Raw genomic sequence first — 19,709 nt, forward strand, 5'->3', positions numbered from 1 at the left:
AAGTCTCTTTAAATTGAATTATCCTCTTCCTGAACTTCTTCCGCCTGAAGATCTGCCTCCGGAAGATCTGCCTCCTGAGGATCTTGAACTTCCGCTGCTGCTTCTTACACCAGAACTTCTGGAACTACTGCCAGAGCTTCGCGTACTGGTGCTTCTGGAGGTTCTTGATGAAGAACGCACACCGCTGCTTCTATTGGTTGTGGCAGAAGGATTATAAGATCGCGTTCTGGAAGATGTATTTCTATAGGTAGAATTGGATCGACTTCGAGCATCAACGCCCTCCGTATTTCTAATACCAGCTCTGGAATAATTCCCAGACGTTCTCACCCCCACGCTTCTTGAATTTCTGACTCTATTAGAATACCTCGAAACCCTGTTACTTGAAGTTCTTGAGACATTACTCCTGTTTCTATCCAGGGCAACACGTGAGACACTGGATCTTCCTCGATCTGCATTTAAATCTGCTATTTGAGATCGGGTACCGGTTAAATAATTTTGACCATAGGCATTGCGATACATTCGGTTAGCCCTGTTTAAAGCTACAGTATTGTATCCTCTATAAATACCTCTGGGATAACCCATTCCAAAGTAGAACGGATGACCATAACCGGCATCATAGAAGGTTGATCCGTAGAATCCTCCATATAACCCACCGATGAACGGACTTCCAAATCCGAAACCAGGACCATAGAAACCACCGAAGCCAAATCTACCCCAGCCCCATCCGGGACCGGCAAAACCTCCAAAATAAGGGTTACCAAAACCGCCCCAGCCCCAGCCTGGACCAAGACCCCAGCCCCATGAAGGACCCGTGTTGATATAATTGACACTTACGGTAGTAGGGTTAGTGCCCCATCCTGCGTTATTTCCATTGTATACAGGTTCCTCATAATATCTTTCTTCTTCTGAATAATTTCCATCGTCTGAAGAATAATTCTCTACATCTACGAAGACTTCGTTATTTGCATTTCGGGCTTCAGAAATCATCTGCCCCTGATCCTGAAAAAATCGCGTGTAGGTTTCTGACTCCTGATTTGCATTTCTTTGCATATCATTTGCATTAGAAACCGATCTTCTAGTCTCCGAAGGATCGTTAGTTCCATAAATTCCATCAGATGCAGAATTTACATTTCTGTAAGACGAACACGAAGTCAAGAAAACCACAGATAACATTCCTAATGTAATCGAATTAAAAATTTTGTTTGAAAGTATCATAACTTGTGGTTTTATATTATTACTATTATCTAAATTAGTTAGTTTTGCACTAACAAAAATAACTATTAATATAGGTGCAACTTTTGTGCCAAACCAAATATAATGAAAAAAAGCCTAACAAGTAGAAAAGAAGATTATTCCAAGTGGTATAATGAATTGGTGGTTAAAGCAGATCTCGCAGAAAATTCTGCAGTAAGGGGCTGTATGACTATAAAACCTTATGGATATGCCATATGGGAAAAAATGCAGGCCGAACTGGATAAGCGGTTTAAAGAAACGGGGCACGAAAACGCTTATTTCCCTTTATTTGTGCCTAAATCTCTCTTTGAACTTGAAGAAAAGAACGCCGAGGGCTTTGCTAAAGAATGTGCAGTAGTCACGCATTACAGATTGCAGAACGACCCCGATCGCCCTGGAAAATTAAGGGTGGATCCTGAAGCCAAATTAGACGAGGAACTGGTGGTCAGACCAACTTCAGAAGCGGTGATCTGGAACACGTTTAAAGGATGGATTGAATCTTACAGAGATCTCCCGCTCAAAATAAATCAATGGGCGAATGTGGTAAGATGGGAAATGAGAACACGGCTTTTTCTGAGGACCACCGAATTTTTGTGGCAGGAAGGACATACCGCTCACGCTACTAAAAAAGAAGCGGTAGAAGAAGCAGAGCTTATCAACGCCCTGTATGCAGATTTTGCTGAAAACTTTTTGGCGATACCCGTTATTGAAGGCTTAAAATCTGAAAGTGAAAAATTTGCCGGTGCCGTAGAAACCTATTGTATTGAGGCCATGATGCAGGATGGAAAAGCCCTACAGGCCGGAACCTCTCATTTTCTAGGTGAAAATTTCGCCAAGGCCTTTGATGTTAAATTTACCTCAGACCAGGGAAAACAGGAATACGTCTGGGCAACCAGCTGGGGAGTGTCCACAAGGCTGATGGGCGCGCTGGTGATGACGCATTCAGATGATCACGGACTGGTATTACCTCCAAATTTGGCTCCAATTCAGGTTGTCATTGTTCCGATTTTCAAAAATGATGAGCAACTCGAACTTATTTCTGAAAAAGCAAATGCCATTGCTGAAGCTTTGAGGTCTAAAGGCATACGGGTTAAATACGACAACCGAACCACACATAAACCGGGCTGGAAGTTTGCCGAATACGAGCTTAAAGGAATTCCTCTCAGAATCGCTATCGGTCCAAAAGACCTTGAAAAAGGCAGTGTTGAATTGGCCAGAAGAGATTTGTTATCCAAAACCTTTGAACAACAGGAGGGACTGGAGAACCTGATAGAAAACCTGCTCAAAGACATTCAGCAGGAATTATTCAACAAGGCCAAAGCCTTCAGAGATGATCACATCACTAAAGCAGACAGTTTTGAAGAATTTAAAGACATTTTAGAATCCAAAGGCGGCTTTATTTCAGCACACTGGGATGGCACCGCAGAAACAGAAGAAAAAATAAAAGAATTGACCAAAGCTACTATTCGTTGTATTCCTTTTTCAGGAGATAAAGAAGCTGGAAAATGCATGTTTACAGGGAGAGATTCTGCTCAGCGCGTTTTATTTGCAAAAGCTTATTAATTTTTCGAATAAAACATTTGTGCAATTTAAATAATTGGTTATTTTTGCACTCGCAAATTTAATGGTCCGTTCGTCTAGGGGTTAGGACGCCAGGTTTTCATCCTGGTAACAGGGGTTCGATTCCCCTACGGACTACAAGTTTAAGTTCATTAATCACATTTTTTAACACGGTCCGTTCGTCTAGGGGTTAGGACGCCAGGTTTTCATCCTGGTAACAGGGGTTCGATTCCCCTACGGACTACTATTAAAATTTTTATAATTAAAAGTTATGGCTAATCATAAATCAGCATTAAAAAGAATAAGAAGCAACGAAGCAAAGCGCTTAAGAAACCGCTATCAGCACAAGACTGCTCGTAATGCCATCAGAAGATTAAAAGCTACTGAGGACAAAGACGAGGCTTTAAAAAATCTTCCTGAGATAATTTCAATGGTAGATAAGTTGGCAAAGAAAAATATCATTCATGATAATAAGGCTGCTAACTTAAAGTCTCAGTTAACCAAGCATGTTGCTGCTTTATAAGCTTTAATACAGAACTTTTTAAATGGTCTCTTTGATGAGACCATTTTTTTTTGCGAAAAAAAGTTATTAATATTAAGTCTAAATAAGTTTAGTTATTTAAATTTGTGAAAAAAATAAACCCATGCAAAAAATAATTTACTTACTCCTTATCTCAGTATTTGTAATCGGATGCAAGTCTGACAACAAAAAAGAAACTGAAAATGAACTCACGGTTTACACGCACAGACATTACGAGTCGGATCAGGAATTATTCAAACGCTTCGAAGAGGAAAGCGGTATTAAGCTCAATATCGTCAACGCCAGCGCCGACGAATTGATTCAAAAAATGAACCTGGAAGGTGAGCAGTCGCCTGCCGATGTACTCATCACTGTAGATGCCGGCAGACTTTACCGGGCCAAATCTCAGGGTTTACTCCAGTCTTTTTCATCCAAACTTGTAGATTCCATAGTTCCAAACTACCTTAAAGATGAAGACGGACAGTGGGTTGGTTTAACCAAAAGAGCCCGGGTGGTTGCTTATGCCAAGGACAGAGTTGACTCAACACAATTATCCACATACGCTGATTTAGCTACTGAAAAATGGGATAATAAAATACTGGTAAGAAGTTCTTCAAATATCTACAACCAATCGCTTTTAGCTTCTATAATAGCAAATCAAGGTGAAGAATTTGCTGAAGAATGGGCTCAGGGCATCGTTGAAAATATGGCAAGAGCTCCCAAAGGAAATGACAGAGACCAGGTGAAAGCGGTAGCCAATAACGAAGGTGACCTCGCTATTGTAAATACTTACTATATAGGAAAGCTCCTGAATTCTGAAGATTCAAGCGAAGTTGAAGCCGGTAAAAGCGTCAACATCTTTTTCCCAAACCAGGAAACTACGGGAACACACATTAATGTGAGCGGTATAGGGGTTGCAAAATACTCACCCAACAAGGAAGCCGCCATACAATTTATTGAATTCCTTCTCCAGGAGGAAGCTCAAAACATCTTTGCAGGTTCCAACTTTGAATATCCTGTAAATCCAAATGTAGAGCCCGCAGAAATCTTAAAATCTTGGGGAGACTTCAAAGAAGATAATTTATCCCTCAATAAACTGGGAGAATATAACAAGGAAGCTGTCATTATTTTTGATAAAGCAGGCTGGAAATAGTTTTTAATTGAACTTAAAAAATAGATTTTTCAAACTCAAAAGAGACCTCAACCGCTGGTCTCTTTTGTTGTTGTTAATCCTGGGTATAGTCTCTGTTCCCATTCTGACCATCGGTTTTAAATTATTTGGGGGTCCTGGAGAAAGCTGGAATCATATTGTAGACTATGTTTTATTCGATTATTTAAAAAATTCTTTCCTGCTCGCTCTATTTTGCTCCGTCATAGTTATCCTTTTTGGAGTGACGACAGCCTGGCTTGTGTCCAGGTTCGAATTCCCCTTTAGAAAACAACTGGAATGGCTTCTTATCCTTCCTTTATCAGTACCTGCTTATATCATGGCTTATGCTTATGCCGGTGTCTTTGGATATTCCGGACTATTTTCAAAACTCATGGAGTTTTTCGGAAATGGTGATTTCAGAATAGAGGTTATGAATATTTATGGACTCTCCTTAATTCTCAGTATTTCGCTTTTCCCTTATGTGTATGTGAGCAGCAGAACCTTCTTTCTAGCTCAGGCCACCAATCTGCTTGAAGCCTCAAGAATGCTGGGCATAAGTGAATTCAAATCTTTTTTTAAACTCATTTTCCCCTTAGCCAGACCAGCTATTCTAGCAGGACTGGTTTTGGTGCTGATGGAAGTGTTAAACGATTACGGAGCAGCAAGCTATTACGGAGTCAGCACCTTCACCACAGGAATCTTCAGGTCCTGGTTTTCCCTCGGTGAGCCAGAAACGGCTATCTATCTTTCCGCGATTTTATTACTGATTGTTTTTGGTCTGATTCTTTTTGAAAAATGGCAGAGAAGACATCTCAATTTTACGGCCGCAAAAACGTCAAAACAAAACTATAATTCAAGAATTAAGCCTAAGAAAGCCAACCAGGTCTGGTTTAGTGTCATTTGTTTTGTACCCGTTTTCCTGGGGTTTGTTCTGCCCGTCATTCAACTTCTCATCTGGTTAAAGCAAACCTTTGCTAGCGTCTGGACTGTCGAATTCATTTCGGTTACTCTGGAAAGCTTTGGAATTGCCTTTTTAACCGCATCCATAACGGTTTTATTTGCTTTGCTCCTGCTCTTCTTTACCAAATGGAATAAAATTGAATTGCTCAAAAGCAGTTCAAAACTCGGTGTTCTGGGTTATGCCATTCCCGGGATAATCATAGCTATCGGGGTTCTAATTCCAAGTTTGTATTTAGACAAATGGCTCATTGAAAAAAACATCACTTCAAAATTGATTCTGAATGCAACGCTGATAGCTTTGGTGTATGCGTATGTTGTTCGATTTTTGGCGGTCGCCTATCAGCCTTTGGAATCCTCAAGCCTGAAAATCGATCGAAGTTTATCCGATTCTTCCAAGGTATTAGGTAAAGGGAATTTCAAAACATTTTTCAAAATTGAATTTCCTCTGATCAGAGTAGGCATGCTGAGTGCCTTTATTTTAGTCTTTATCGATATTTTAAAGGAACTGCCACTTACTTTAATTATGAAACCCTACGATGTCAATACCCTGGCTGTAAAAGCTTTTGAATATGCAAGTGACGAAATGGTAAGTTCTGCAGCGCTTCCTTCTCTTCTCATAATATTAACGGCATTAATCCCGGCCATTTTTTTAAATAAGTTACTTTTGAAGAATGCAAGCAACTCTTAACATAACCAACCTGTCCAAATCCTTCGACCAGGGAAAGGTAAAAGCTCTGGAAGACGTTACATTCCATGTGAATCCGGGTGATATTTGCGCGGTGGTAGGTGAAAGCGGAAGCGGCAAAACGACGCTCATCCGTCTTATAGCAGGCCTTGAGGAATTGGATTCCGGAGAAATCCATATTGAAAATCACCTTGTGGCCTCCATCAAAAAGAATGTGGCTCCGGAGAAAAGAGATGTGGGGATGGTATTTCAGGAGTATGCCTTGTTTCCGCACCTTTCAGTCCTGGATAATGTCGTGTATGGTATTAAAAAATCAAAGTCAAAAAAAGATACTGCTTTAGAAACCCTCGACCTTGTCGGGCTAAAAGGCTATGAAAAAAGATATCCGCACGAACTGTCCGGTGGACAGCAACAAAGAGTCGCTTTGGCCAGAGCACTCGCCCCAAAACCTTCGGTTTTGATTCTTGACGAACCTTTTAGTAATCTCGATGCCATGATGCGGTACAGGCTTAGGAACGAAGTTTTCAATATCATCAAAAAAACAGGGGTTACCGCTATTTTCGTGACGCATGACACCCAGGATGCCCTGGCGGTAGCCGATGAGATTTTAATCCTTCAGAACGGAAAACTGGTCCAAAAAGATGAAGCTTCGGCACTTTACAAAAAACCGCAGTCCATCTACGTAGCCTCTTTATTCGGAAATACCGTTCAGCTTAACAAAGGCTTGCAGACCGCCTTTAAATGTCCTTTAAAAGAAGATTGCTGCCATGCGATTAGAAACGAAAGCATCACCGTTAATCAGGACTGTGATTATGTCTCTGAAGCCGAAATATTGAAAAGGACGTTCCTGGGAACACACTCACAGTTGCTTTTAAAACTGGATAACGGAGAACATCTAACCGTGGTTACCAGTGAACCCGTGCTGGGCAATACCATTAAAATCGGTTTTAATTCAAAGGATGTTTTAGCCTTCGACGAATAGTTACTGACCCCTGAAAAAGATAACCGTCGTTATCGTTTTCAGCAGGATTCTCATGTCCAGAAACACGCTCCTGTGCTTGATGTAATAGAGATCATACTGCAGCTTTTCCGCCATATCCTCTTCGGAATTGGCATACCTGGTGTTCACTTGTCCCCAGCCTGTAAGTCCGGGTTTTATGATTTGCCTGACTTCGTAAAAGGGAAGTTTTGCTGAAAGTGTTTCTACAAATTCAGGCCGTTCAGGTCTTGGACCGATTAAACTCATATCGCCTTTAAGCACATTATAGAATTGAGGCAATTCATCCAGCCGGCTACCCCTTAAAAATCTACCGAATGCTGTGACTCTTGTATCTTTTTTTAAAGCTAACTGAGCGCCCTCAGGTTCAGCATTCATGACCATGGTCCTGAATTTGAGGATATGAAATTCGTTGCCGAATTTACCTAACCGCAACTGCTTGTAAAATAAGCTTCCCCGGTTACCTATTAAATTCCCGACACCTATAACAGGCAGGAGTAAAACGCAGAAAACCAAACCTATAGTACTTACCAGGATATCCACAAAGCGGTTATAAAGCAGGTAAAGTCTGTTTTGATTGCTTCTGCTCGAAGGAAAGTAGAGATAAAAATCGTTATTGATAAATTCCAAAGAGACCTTACTTGTGATGTCCTCATAAACATGAGCATAGGCTTTGATAGGAAAGCCTGTTTTTAAAAGAGGAATCAAGGCCTGATGCAGCTCTGAACTCAAACGCGCTTTAGAATTAACGACCACAATTTCTCCTACTTTGTCTTCGCTTATTACCGTCTGAAGATCTTTTAAGGCATAAGCCTTAAACTTTTCTGAGCTTACATTTCCAGAAGATATAAAGCCTTTAATTTCATAGTTGGGATCATTCTTTAACAATTCACTCCCGATGCTATCGATATCCATATCATCACCGATAATAAGAACACGTTTAAAAAAACGAGGGGAAGTGATTACAACGATATAAAAAAATCGCCAGATGATTAAGGTCAGGAACATAATCCCGAAAAAGTAAAGGATTTGAAATCTGTTTTCAGGCAGAACCGGAGTTAAAACAGGAGTCAGTAGAAAAAACAAGGTTACTAAAAGGCAGGTCAGGATTAGATTTTTTATGATTGCTTTCCTGGATTCTGCTTTTTGCAGATCATAAATTTCGAAAACATTGCCAAACAAGAGGATATAGAACCCTAAAGTCACTAGCCAGACCCATGACCCGGATGTAAAGGTTAAGTAATTGATTTCAAAGTTATGAGTGCTTAAGTAAAGGGCCAACCAGACCAATAGCACATCAAAAATTCGCAGCAATACTTTCCTTTCAGAAATCTCAAAATGTGTGGTTGTATTTGATTTCATAGTTTATAGTGACCCGACCAATTTATGAAAAGAAATCAAAACGGCTGCTTCTTTAAAATTTGTTTTTGACTTATTATAAAAACCCTCATATTTAAAGTAAATTTGAAGAAAAAATTAGTTTGAAACATATACTTTTAGCCTTAGCTTCAGGCTTATTACTTGCCTTGAGCTGGCCAACAAACGGATTAAGCGTTTTAAGTTTCATCGGGTTCCTTCCCCTTTTACTCGCTGAATTTAATCTAAGGAAAAGCAATATCAAAAGAATAAACCTAAAAGTTTTCGGTCTTGCCTACCTCAGCTTTTTCACCTGGAATGTAGTGACCACTTACTGGCTCTACTTTTCCACCCCTTTTGGAGGAATATTTGCCATTTTGGCTAATTCCCTGTTGATGAGTCTGGTTTTTCTCCTCTACCATATCGTTGCTAAACGCGTCGCCTTTACTGCAGCTTCATCTTTCTTTATCGCGCTTTGGCTAAGCTTTGAAAAATTGCATTTAAGCTGGGAATTCTCCTGGCCCTGGCTCAATTTAGGCAATGTATTTGCCAGTGAGGTTAATTTTATTCAATGGTATGAATATACAGGTACCTTCGGGGGAAGTCTCTGGATTTTGATCACCAACTTCATCCTCTTTAAAGGCATATTGCTTTATCAGCAACATAAGGAGTCCGGCCTTCTGCTCAGGACTGGCGTAAAATTAATTCTGATTATAGCACTACCTATTACCCTGAGTCTTTTGATAAGACCTGAAACAGATTCAGAAAACAGCATTGAAACCTTAAGTCTTCAACCTAATATCGATCCCTATACTGAAAAATATGATACCAATAATCAAAAGATGTCCGGCAGCTTAATCAAACTCACCCAACCGCTACTTACCGATGAGCCTCAACTGCTCATAGCCCCGGAAACGGTTTTCGCGGAAGGCATAGACATCAAAAATTACAGGTATTCACAAGCCAAAGGATTTGCCAGGGACCTACTTAGTGAGAATGAGCAGCTCAATATTCTATTTGGTATTTCCATGTATGAAATCCTTCGGGATGAAAGTCAGGTTTCCGGTCAAAGCAATGTCTTAAGAAAGGGCGTCTGGTTCAACGATTACAACAGTGCTGTTTTTGAAAGAAAAGGCGTCACTGAGGAATTTTATCATAAATCGAAACTGGTCGTTGGTGTTGAGAACTTTCCTTACCAATCTACTCTGAAACCCCTGCTCGGTGATATCATGATAGATTTGGGAGGAACGGTCGCCATGAAAACGACTCAGGAAGACCGCAGTGTTTTTAGATTAAACACCGGTCACAGCGTAGCCCCCATTATTTGTTACGAATCTGTTTACGGCGAATTTGTCGCCGGCTATGTCTCCAACGGAGCCAATGCCCTTGCCATCATTACCAACGATGCCTGGTGGGGAGATACTCAAGGCCATAAACAACACTGGATTTACGCCAAGCTTAGAGCCATTGAAACCCGAAGAGCGGTTGCAAGAAGTGCCAATACCGGGATTTCCGGTTTTATAGACAGAGACGGCTCTGTTCTGAAAAAATCAAACTACAACGAGAAAACTATTTTAAAATACGATTTACCCTTATACGAAGGAGAGACCTTCTATGTCCAGCATGGCGATTATATTCCCCGAATCTCAAATTTCTTAGCCTTGTTCATTCTTTTATTTGCGGTTACCAGAAGGAGAACCTAAATGACTACACGATTGGGTATTTGACTGTTTTTATCATTGTTTATTCTGCTGGTTCTTTGGCTCTGGTATCAGGACAGACAGCAGGAGATAAACCAGAATGATGATAGGTATGGCTACAAAGTGGAGCCAGATTAGGGTCATAACCGAAAACAAGACCATAAAATACCTGTACCAGTTTGCCTTGATATCCAGGTTTTTGAATTTCAAAGCAAAGAGTTTCACTTCGGCATTGAGCAAAAAAACACTCAGGACTGAAATAAAAATCAGGACATAGGTCGATTCAATCCAGGGGGTCATAAAAGATTCCGGATGGTATTCCAGGATAAGACCCAGACTCAAAATCAAAAGCGCGTTGGCAGGGGTTGGCAAGCCGATGAAGCTATCGGTTTGCCGCTCGTCAATATTAAATTTTGCCAGCCTGTAGGCCGATCCTAAGGTGATAATGAATCCAATAAAAACCATCCAGCTGGTTTCCGGGGAAAGGAATGCTAAGTCTGAAGACGGGCTTAAAGTTCTATACAGTAGCTGGCACATCACTAAACCCGGAACCAAACCACTGGTAACCATATCTGCCAGGGAGTCGAGCTGCAGACCCATCTCGCTTTTGACATCCAGGGCTCTCGCCGCCAAACCATCAAAAAAATCGAAGAAAATCCCAAGGACTACAAACAGGCTGGCCATGCTCAGGTCGCCCTGAACTGCAAAAACAGTGGCTACACTCCCTGCCAGTAAATTAAGCAGGGTTATAAAATTTGGGATTTGTCGTTTTATCAATGTCATAAAGTAGAAACTTAGATACAATAAGAAAAAGCAAAATAAGTTTTAATATTATTAATTGTGGCATATTTGCCTAAAATAATTAGCGTATTGAAGAGGTTCGGCTTCATATTGATTTTTATATTTACTTTATCTGCTTTTTCGCAAACTGCAAAATATTCCAACGAATTTTTAAGTATTGGTGTAGATGCCGCTGCCTTTGGTATGGGCAATGCTGTGACCGCGACGACGAAGGACGTGAATTCAGGCTACTGGAACCCGGCCGGCCTGGTTCACCTGGAAGACAACCAGGTCTCGGCGATGCACGCCAATTATTTTGCAAACATCGCTACTTATAATTATGTGGCAGGCGCTATGCCGCTCGACAGCAAAAGCGCCGTTGGCTTTAGCGTAATCCGCTTTGGTGTGGATGATATTTTAAACACCACCCAACTCATCGATGAGCAGGGCAATATAGACTATAACCGCATCAGCTTGTTTTCCAATGCCGATTATGCCTTCACTCTATCCTATGCCAGAAATCTGCCTCTGGAAGGCTTTTCTTATGGCGTGAATGCTAAAGTGATCAGAAGAATAATCGGTGATTTTGCCCAAGCCTGGGGATTTGGATTTGATGCAGGAATTCAATTTCAAAAAAATTCCTGGTCTTTTGGAGCCATGGCAAGAGACATCACCACCACGTACAATACCTGGACCTTTAATGACACTGAACTGGCTAGCATACGGGATGCCGTTGAAGGCCAAAATCAGGTGGTCCCCGAAGCTTCTGAAATCACCTTGCCCAAACTTCAGCTCGGCATGGCTAAAACCTCCAGCCTTCACAGGGATTTTGAACTCACGACCTCCTTAAATCTGGATATCCGGTTTGCACAAACCAATGATCTTGTTTCTTCCGGGGCTATGAGCATGACTCCTGCCTTCGGTTTTGAAGTGGGTTATATCGATTTGGTTTACTTACGCGGCGGTGTGGGCAACTTTCAGAATATTGAACAACTCGGCAGAAATGGAACTGAAGTTGGCTTTCAGCCAAATTTTGGTGTAGGCTTTAAATACAAAGGCATACAAATTGATTACGCGCTCACCGATATCGGTGATCAAAGTCTGGCCCTCTATTCCAATGTCTTTTCTTTGAAACTGGACTGGTCTGTTTTTAGATGATCTAAAACCTGGGCATTGATTTCTCTTTTTTTGATTTTAATCCTAACTTTGACCCATGCTAAAATCCCTATTTTTTATACTTTTCTCCGCCGGCCTTTGTTTTGGCCAGCAAACTGAGAAGGTTGACTTTCTGGAAATAAACGCTAGAGTTGAAATGGATACGGTCCATTTTAAGGTAAACGGACAAGTTCAGGTGTCGTTTAAAGCGCTTCAGGACACCGACTCCGTCTACCTGGATGCGGTAAACATGACCGTGAAAGCTTCGCAAGGAAGTTCGTTTAAAATAACTGTGGAACATGATAAACTCTGGATCACCAGCAACTTCCAAAAAGGCGAGAATTATACCGCTGAGTTTACTTATGAAGCCAAACCCCGGCAGGCTCTTTACTTTGTCGGGTTTGATTCTGATTTAAAAGACTACCCTTCTCAGGTATGGACGCAAGGCCAGGGAAAATACACCTCCCACTGGTTACCTAGTCTGGATGATATGAATGACAAGCTCATTTTTAATATCACCTACCTGGCTCCTAAGAATTATGAAGTTATAGCCAATGGAAAGCTGGCGAATACAAGATCTCGCTTAAATCATAAGTCGTGGAGTTACGAAATGAAACAGCCTATGAGCAGCTACCTGGTCGCTTTTGCCATGGGAGACTTCAAAGGAACGACCACCAAAAGTAAAAAGGGGACTCCGCTTCAGTTGTATCTTGAAACCAGACATAGTGATAAAGTGAAATCTACCTTTCAGCAGCATGACGCTATCTTCAATTTTCTGGAAAACAAAATCAACATCAACTATCCCTGGCAAAATTTCAAACAGGTAGCCGTCAGAGATTTTTTGTATGCGGGCATGGAAAATACCACGCTCAATATCTTTTCTGAAGAATTTGTAGTCGATGAGATTGGCGCCAACGACCGGAGTTTTGTGAACGTGCAGGCCCATGAGCTGGCGCACCAGTGGTTTGGGAATTTGGTGACCGAAACCTCGTCCAAACACCACTGGCTTCACGAAGGCTTTGCTACCTTTTATGCGCTGGAGGCCGAACGGGAAATCTTTGGAGAAGACTATTATTATTTCAAAATTTATAAAACGGCCGAAGAGCTCAAAGCCTTGAGTGATGCGGGCAAGGGCCAGATTTTGGTTAACACCGGAGGCTCTTCCCTCACCTACTACCAAAAAGGAGCCTGGGCGCTGATTATTTTGAGAGGGCTGGTAGGAGATGAGGTCTTTGATACAACCGTTGAAAATTACCTGAGGAAACATGCTTATGAAAATGTAACGACTGAGGATTTTATCAGTGAAGTGGAACTGGCCTTCGGGCAACCCCTTACTGATTTCAGAAAGCGATGGCTTGACCAAAAGGCATTCCAGTCCCGTGAAAGCCTTGAGTTTTTAAAGAAAAATGAATTTGTACAAGAGTATATGAAACTGGCTGCATTTCGTGAAACCCGACTGACTCTAAAGCAGGAGCTGCTGAATGAAGCACTCGATTTTCCGGTGAATGAGTACCTGGGCCAGGAAGCGGTGTACCAGTTGAATGGAGAGGATTTGAACTTAGCCTTGCCTTTATATAAACAAGCCCTTAACACCAATAACCTCTATGTGAGACAGGCCGTAGCCAGTTCGCTTAAGAAGGTTCCCAAGGAACTTAAAACCGCGTATGAAAGCCTGCTGGAAGACAAATCTTATCTAACGATTGAAAGAGCCTTGCTACACCTGTGGATGTCTTTTCCTGAAAAAAGATCTGACTACCTGGACCAAACCTTGGCTATTGGTGGCTTTCAGGATAAAAACGTAAAATTGCTTTGGTTAACCCTGAATTTGGTCACCCCGGATTACCAGCCTGAACAGAAATCGGCGGTGTTTAAAGCGCTAAGCAGTTACACAAACCCGGGGTATCCCTATCAAATCAGACAACATGCCTTTGGATATTTATATCAAATCGATACGTTTACAGAAGCGAATTATAAAGACCTGATGGAAGGCGTTTTTCATCCGGTGTGGCAGTTCAAAAAATTCAGCAGAGAGCTCCTGGATACCCTGATGGAGTCTGAACGGCATAAAAAAGCCATTCTAAATTTGGTGGATGAGTTTTCATTGAAAGAGAAAACCTTTTTCAACAACCGCTATTAAAACAGTTTTTTAATTTCGTTTTTCAGAAAAGCAATGCCCGTATCGCTCGGCGTAGATTTATCAATCAAATCGGTTAGAATCACTTCCCTTAGCAATTGAGCATCGGTAATCGTGTCGCTCACGGCGGCCTTACGAATCAGGGAAATCGTTGAGTTTTTGGACGCTTTGACAGCATCCCAGCACCTCTGGCTCACATAAACCTGCTGTACCAGGTTATGCTCAAACTCCTGCTCTATAGAGGCAATAAGCAGATTTTGATAGTCAAATTTGTCCTCCCCGACAGGTTTCACCCGCGCGAGAAGCTGCCCCGGAGCTATGCGTTCCAACAGGAGAATTAAACGTTCAAAAGCCTGGAGCCTCAAGGGTAAAACCTCTCTCCTGTTTTCCTTTCTTAATTCCAGGTACTGCATTTCTTTTTGATGGTCTACAAAAGTTTTAAAAAAGTAGTAGCTTATACCGCCAACGATAACTGCAGGCAGTAAGTAAGCTAGGTAATTTAAAAATTCTGTCATAGAGGTCATTCCTAAGTTTTGATTCAAATATAATTATATTAGACAACTAAAAGTTTTTCTGAATTAATTTTACTGCGGATCGAATAAAATATGCCTTCAAATTGACTAATTTTGAAGTAAAAGTGATAATCTTAAAAAACTCATTTCTTGCAGAATTATATTGAACAATTGAACGAAGCTCAACGTGAGGCTGTCTTACAAAAAGACGGTCCGATGATTGTCATTGCTGGCGCCGGATCTGGAAAAACGAGAGTACTGACCTATAGAATTGCTTACCTGATGAGCGAAGGTGTGGATGCTTTTAATATCCTGGCACTTACCTTTACCAACAAGGCTGCAAGGGAAATGAAACACAGGATTTCACAAATCGTTGGGCCTGAGGCTAAAAATTTGTGGATGGGGACTTTTCACTCGGTGTTTGCTAAAATCCTGAGGTTTGAAGGGGATAAATTGGGCTTCCCGTCCAATTTCACCATTTACGACAGCAACGATTCCCAGCAGCTCATCAGGACAATCATCAAGGAAAAGAATCTCGACAAAGACATTTACAAGTACAAGCAGATTCAGTCGCGGATTTCCTCGTTCAAAAACAGCTTAATCACGGTAAAAGCTTACCATCAAAATCCGGAACTGCAGGAAGCAGATGCGATGGCAAAACGGCCGCGTATGGGAGATATTTACCAGGAATATGTGGACAGGTGCTTCAAATCCGGTGCCATGGATTTTGACGATTTACTGTTAAGAACCAACGAATTGTTAACCCGTTTTCCGGATGTTCTGGCCAAATATCAGCAGAAATTCAAATACATTCTGGTAGATGAGTACCAGGATACCAACCATTCTCAATACCTGATTGTAAGAGCACTGAGCGATCGTTATCAGAACATTTGTGTGGTAGGCGATGATGCGCAGAGTATTTATGCCTTCCGTGGGGCGAACATCAATAATATTTTAAATTTCCAGAAGGATTACGAAGATGTGAAATCCTACAGACTGGAACAGAATTACAGGTCCACCAAAAACATTGTTGAGGCGGCCAATTCCATCATCGAAAAAAACAAAACCAAACTGGATAAGGTCGTCTGGACTGAAAACCTGGATGGCTCCAAAATTCACGTCAACCGCCTTGTCAACGATGCTGAAGAAGGCCGGTTTGTAGCCAGTTCGGTAACCGAAAAACGCATGCAGGAAGGCGCCAAGAATGGGGATTTCGCCGTTTTATACAGAACCAACGCCCAAAGTAGGGCCATTGAAGATGCCTTACGCCGTAAGGACATTCCCTATCGAATTTACGGGGGCCTGTCTTTCTATCAGCGTAAAGAAATCAAGGATGTTCTGGCCTATTTGCGACTGATCATCAATCCAAAAGATGAAGAGGCTTTGAAACGGGTCATCAACTATCCTTCCCGGGGAATTGGACAAACCACCATAGATAAACTCACGCTGGCAGCCAATCATTACAAGCGAACGATTTTTGAAATTATTGAAAACATCGCCAAGCTGGATCTCAAGATCAACAGGGGGACACAAACCAAGCTGATCAATTTTGTGAACATGGTCAAAAGTTTTCAGATTCAAAATGAGAAGCTAAATGCGCTTGAGATTACTGAAATCGTAGCCAAAAAAACTGGATTGCTCCAGGAATTCAAGAAAGACGGCACCCCCGAGGGTATTGCCAGAATTGAAAACATAGAAGAGCTCTTAAATGGTATCAGCGATTTCGTGGAAGGTCAGAAAGAACTGGTGGATGCCACAGGATCCCTTTCGGAATTCATGGAAGATGTGGCCCTGGCCACCGATCTGGACAAGGAAACCGCAGATGAAGACCGTGTGGCACTGATGACCATTCATCTGGCCAAAGGGCTAGAATTTCCTTACGTCTACATCGTAGGGCTTGAAGAGGACCTCTTCCCTTCTGCCATGAGCATGAACACAAGATCTGAACTGGAAGAAGAACGGCGTTTGTTCTACGTGGCTTTAACCCGTGCCGAAAAGGAAGCTTACCTCACCTATGTGCTTTCCCGCTACCGCTGGGGGAAACTCATAGATGCTGAACCCAGCCGGTTTATTGAGGAAATAGACGATCAGTACCTGGATTATATGATTCCTAAGGATGATTATCGCTATAAATCCCTGATCGATAAAGATATTTTTGACGAGGTGGACAAAAGCAAATTACGACAGACCAAGCCTTCCAACGGCACGCCGCCCCCAAGTCATAAACCTTCGGAACAGCAGCTGAAGCGACTTCGAAAACTAAAACCGGAAGGAGAAAACTCGAATCTGCAACGCGCTAAACCCATTCAGCTCGACGCCGGACAGATCGTAGAACACAGCCGGTTTGGACAAGGTGAAGTTTTGAATGTGGAAGGCGCCGGCATGGATAAAAAAGCCTCTATAAAATTTGAAAATGGTGGCGTAAAGAACCTTATCCTAAAGTTCGCCAAGCTTAAAATCATTTCTTGATGAATTCAGTCACCAAACTTATTGTCGCTTTACTTTCTATTTTAAGTATCCTACTTTTAAGTCTTACGTTTTTTATCGACAAAGATTCAGAATTATATCAACTCATCCATTATTACGATTTTGGATTGTGCATCGTATTTCTGTATGATTTCTTTGCACAACTGATCAAACGAAAAAAACGCTGGACGTATTTTTTGACCTACGGCTGGCTGGATTTACTGTCTTCCATCCCGGTGATGTCAGAGTTTAGTTACATTAGAATATTGCGGGTGGTCAGGATTATTAGAATTTTGAGAGCCTATAAAATGATTCACACCTTCATCATCAAAAACAAAAAAGCCAGCCTGTATGGCCTGATAGTCTTTATGTCGACCATGATTTTGATTTTGAGTTCTACCCTGGTGTTATACCTCGAACAGGAGGCTGGCAATATCAAAACCGCTGAAGATGCGTTGTGGTGGAGTTATATCACCATTACCACCGTAGGCTATGGCGATTATTATCCGGTGACCAATGCCGGTAAACTGGCAGCCAGTATTTTGATTCTTAATGGGATTGCGATCTTTGGTGCCATCGTATCTTACATCACCGATAAAGTAAATACCGTCAAAAAAAAGTCATCACTAGGTGAATAATTTTGTAAATTAGGCTTAACTAAAACTGAAACTTATGGCAGAACTTATTAGACTTTACGAAGACAATCCTTCAGAAAAAGAAATAAAACGCATCGTTAAGGTTTTAAAAGACGGAGGCTTAATCATTTATCCTACCGATACCGTTTACGGACTTGGCTGTGATATCAACAACACCAAAGCCTTAGAAAAAATAGCTCGCCTCAAGGGTGTGAAACTGGAAAAAGCCAATTTCTCTTTTGTCTGTGAGAATTTAAGCAATCTCTCGGAATATGTAGCTCAGTTGGATTCCGCCACCTTCAAAATTTTGAAGAGAAACCTGCCCGGGCCTTACACCTTTATCCTTCCGGGAAACAATAATTTACCTTCGGTTTTCAAAAAGAAAAAAACAGTTGGCATACGGGTTCCCAACAATAAAATTGCCCAAATGCTCGTCCATCACCTGGGAAATCCGATTATTTCAACTTCCATAAAAGACGATGACGATGTGGTGGAATACACCACCGATCCCGAACTCATTGTAGAGAAATGGGATAAGCTTGTGGATATTGTTATAGATGCAGGTTATGGGGATAATACGCCGTCTACGGTCATCGATTTGACTCAGCCCGAACCCGAACTCATCCGACAGGGAAAAGGTTCCGCAGAGATTTAATCAAAAAACGAATAACTTCCCGCGATTCAGATCAGGAGAAGCTAATCCTTTAAATTTTATAAATTCTTGAAGGCTCTTCTGCCTTGAAGATTCCATATAACCAAAAACGGCAACCCGATAGAGTTGCCGTTTTAAGATGTTGAATTGAAAGTTGTTTATAAGGTAGGCTTATCCACAAAAGGTCTTTCCTCGCGGTTGGCAATTTCCCAGGCGGTAAAGAATACCAGTTTAGCACGTTTTTCCAGCACCTCGTAATTTATTTTTTCTGCCGTATCTGAAGGCTGGTGGTAATCTGCATGTACCCCGTTAAAGTAAAAAATGATTGGAATATCGTATTTGGCAAAGTTGTAATGATCACTTCTGTAGTAAAATCGGTTGGGATCATTCTCGTCGTTGTAGGTATAATCAAGATTTAAATTGGTATAGGTGGTATTGGCTTCTTCAGAAATCTCGTGAAGTTCTGTACTCAGCTTATCACTGCCAATCAGATAAATATAATCGGGATTATTTTCATGAGCTTCATCCACTCGTCCTATCATGTCCATATTAAGGTTAGCTACCGTATTCTCCAAAGGAAAAACAGGATACTGTGTATAGTATTTAGAACCAAGAAGGCCTTTTTCTTCACCGGTTAAATGTAAGAACACGACCGAGCGTTTAGGTCTGTAGCCTTCTTCTACAGCCTTTTGAAAAGCTTCCGCGATTTCCATCATGGCCATAGAACCGGAGCTGCCATCATCTGCTCCGTTGTATATATCACCATTTTTAATGCCTTCATGGTCATAATGCGAAGTAATCACCAGGTATTCTTCCGGCATTTCGCTTCCTTCGATGACAGCAATCACGTTTTCACTGGAAGAAAATCTACCCTTGAAAAAAGAAGAATCTATGATTTGAAAGTAAGGCTCAGCTTCCTCAGTGCCACCTTGAATATTCAGGCTGCTGTAGTAATTCTTGAGATACTGTGCCGCTTTTTTCTGTCCGGGTTCACCCGTTTCTCTTCCTTCAAATTCATCTGAACTAAACGTGTAGAGGTAATCGCTTAATTCTGAGGATGTAATCGATTTTGAAAATCGTATGGGATCGACTTCAGTGACATCTTTCTTTTGTGTTTTGCAGGCTACAAGGCTTAAAGCCAAAACCAGAGGTAGTATTATTTTTTTCATGTGTTGTTTGTTTGACGCTAAAATACTAGGAAAAGCCCTGATTTG

16 protein-coding genes and 2 tRNA genes are annotated in these 19,709 nt (G+C 41.5%); 13 read left to right on the forward strand and 5 right to left on the reverse strand.

What is annotated here, in order from left to right; all coding sequences use genetic code 11:
- Positions 1–18: 18 nt before the first annotated feature.
- Positions 19–1,215, reverse strand: a complete 1,197-nt coding sequence (locus G3567_RS05795; protein ID WP_164004398.1) for a hypothetical protein — start codon at positions 1,213–1,215, stop codon at positions 19–21.
- Positions 1,216–1,317: 102 nt separating this feature from the next.
- On the opposite strand from G3567_RS05795, the gene proS reads away from it, so the two are divergent.
- From proS to G3567_RS05830, 7 genes are all read left to right on the forward strand, one after another.
- Positions 1,318–2,796: a proline--tRNA ligase gene (proS, locus tag G3567_RS05800; RefSeq protein ID WP_164004399.1), complete on the forward strand. Its 1,479-nt coding sequence runs from the start codon at positions 1,318–1,320 to the stop codon at positions 2,794–2,796.
- 63 nt (positions 2,797–2,859) lie between these two features.
- Positions 2,860–2,931: transfer RNA gene (locus G3567_RS05805), tRNA-Glu, on the forward strand.
- 34 nt (positions 2,932–2,965) lie between these two features.
- Positions 2,966–3,037: transfer RNA gene (locus tag G3567_RS05810), tRNA-Glu, on the forward strand.
- A gap of 27 nt (positions 3,038–3,064) precedes the next feature.
- A complete protein-coding gene (gene rpsT, locus G3567_RS05815) occupies positions 3,065–3,316 on the forward strand; it encodes a 30S ribosomal protein S20 (RefSeq protein WP_164004400.1) in 252 nt (83 codons plus the stop codon).
- A gap of 121 nt (positions 3,317–3,437) precedes the next feature.
- Positions 3,438–4,466, forward strand: coding sequence for a Fe(3+) ABC transporter substrate-binding protein (locus G3567_RS05820; protein ID WP_164004401.1), 1,029 nt, complete (start codon positions 3,438–3,440; stop codon positions 4,464–4,466).
- Between the two features lie 7 nt (positions 4,467–4,473).
- The gene (locus G3567_RS05825; protein ID WP_164004402.1) at positions 4,474–6,111 is read left to right on the forward strand and encodes an ABC transporter permease; all 1,638 of its coding nucleotides are present in this window, start codon (positions 4,474–4,476) and stop codon (positions 6,109–6,111) included.
- Positions 6,095–7,090 carry an ABC transporter ATP-binding protein gene (locus G3567_RS05830; protein ID WP_164004403.1) on the forward strand — a complete coding sequence of 332 codons (996 nt, stop codon included), beginning with the start codon at positions 6,095–6,097 and terminating at the stop codon, positions 7,088–7,090. Before G3567_RS05825 ends, G3567_RS05830 begins: the two co-directional genes overlap by 17 nt.
- Here the strand turns inward: G3567_RS05830 and G3567_RS05835 are convergent, their stop codons facing one another.
- Positions 7,091–8,467 (reverse strand): sugar transferase, encoded by a 1,377-nt coding sequence (locus G3567_RS05835; protein WP_164004404.1) that lies wholly within the window; start codon positions 8,465–8,467, stop codon positions 7,091–7,093.
- 119 nt (positions 8,468–8,586) lie between these two features.
- Between G3567_RS05835 and lnt the strand changes: the two genes are divergently transcribed.
- The gene (gene lnt, locus G3567_RS05840) at positions 8,587–10,164 is read left to right on the forward strand and encodes an apolipoprotein N-acyltransferase (RefSeq protein ID WP_164004405.1); all 1,578 of its coding nucleotides are present in this window, start codon (positions 8,587–8,589) and stop codon (positions 10,162–10,164) included.
- 33 nt (positions 10,165–10,197) lie between these two features.
- Here the strand turns inward: lnt and G3567_RS05845 are convergent, their stop codons facing one another.
- Complete coding sequence (locus G3567_RS05845) at positions 10,198–10,944, reverse strand: CDP-alcohol phosphatidyltransferase family protein (RefSeq protein WP_317164161.1); 747 nt, start codon at positions 10,942–10,944, stop codon at positions 10,198–10,200.
- An 87-nt stretch (positions 10,945–11,031) separates the two neighbouring features.
- Between G3567_RS05845 and G3567_RS05850 the strand changes: the two genes are divergently transcribed.
- Together G3567_RS05850 and G3567_RS05855 are read left to right on the forward strand one after the other, a co-directional pair.
- Entirely contained in the window at positions 11,032–12,099 is a 1,068-nt protein-coding gene (locus tag G3567_RS05850; protein WP_205521199.1) for a putative type IX sorting system protein PorV2, read from the forward strand.
- A gap of 55 nt (positions 12,100–12,154) precedes the next feature.
- Complete coding sequence (locus G3567_RS05855; protein ID WP_164004407.1) at positions 12,155–14,233, forward strand: M1 family metallopeptidase; 2,079 nt, start codon at positions 12,155–12,157, stop codon at positions 14,231–14,233.
- On the opposite strand, the gene G3567_RS05860 is transcribed toward G3567_RS05855, so the two are convergent.
- Positions 14,230–14,754, reverse strand: a complete 525-nt coding sequence (locus G3567_RS05860; protein WP_164004721.1) for a DUF7935 family protein — start codon at positions 14,752–14,754, stop codon at positions 14,230–14,232. The genes G3567_RS05855 and G3567_RS05860 overlap by 4 nt on opposite strands.
- Positions 14,755–14,892: 138 nt before the next feature.
- On the opposite strand from G3567_RS05860, the gene G3567_RS05865 reads away from it, so the two are divergent.
- The 3 genes from G3567_RS05865 to G3567_RS05875 are packed head-to-tail and all read left to right on the forward strand — an operon-like array spanning position 14,893 to position 18,498.
- A complete protein-coding gene (locus tag G3567_RS05865; protein WP_164004408.1) occupies positions 14,893–17,211 on the forward strand; it encodes an ATP-dependent helicase in 2,319 nt (772 codons plus the stop codon).
- A complete protein-coding gene (locus G3567_RS05870) occupies positions 17,211–17,846 on the forward strand; it encodes a potassium channel family protein (RefSeq protein ID WP_164004409.1) in 636 nt (211 codons plus the stop codon). The genes G3567_RS05865 and G3567_RS05870 overlap by 1 nt, the downstream gene beginning before the upstream one ends.
- Positions 17,847–17,880: 34 nt before the next feature.
- Positions 17,881–18,498: an L-threonylcarbamoyladenylate synthase gene (locus G3567_RS05875; RefSeq protein WP_164004410.1), complete on the forward strand. Its 618-nt coding sequence runs from the start codon at positions 17,881–17,883 to the stop codon at positions 18,496–18,498.
- A gap of 155 nt (positions 18,499–18,653) precedes the next feature.
- On the opposite strand, the gene G3567_RS05880 is transcribed toward G3567_RS05875, so the two are convergent.
- Complete coding sequence (locus tag G3567_RS05880; RefSeq protein ID WP_164004411.1) at positions 18,654–19,664, reverse strand: M28 family metallopeptidase; 1,011 nt, start codon at positions 19,662–19,664, stop codon at positions 18,654–18,656.
- Positions 19,665–19,709: the final 45 nt, after the last annotated feature.

This window comes from Psychroflexus aurantiacus, from assembly GCF_010820555.1.
GTDB classification, from domain to species: Bacteria; Bacteroidota; Bacteroidia; order Flavobacteriales; family Flavobacteriaceae; genus Psychroflexus; species Psychroflexus aurantiacus.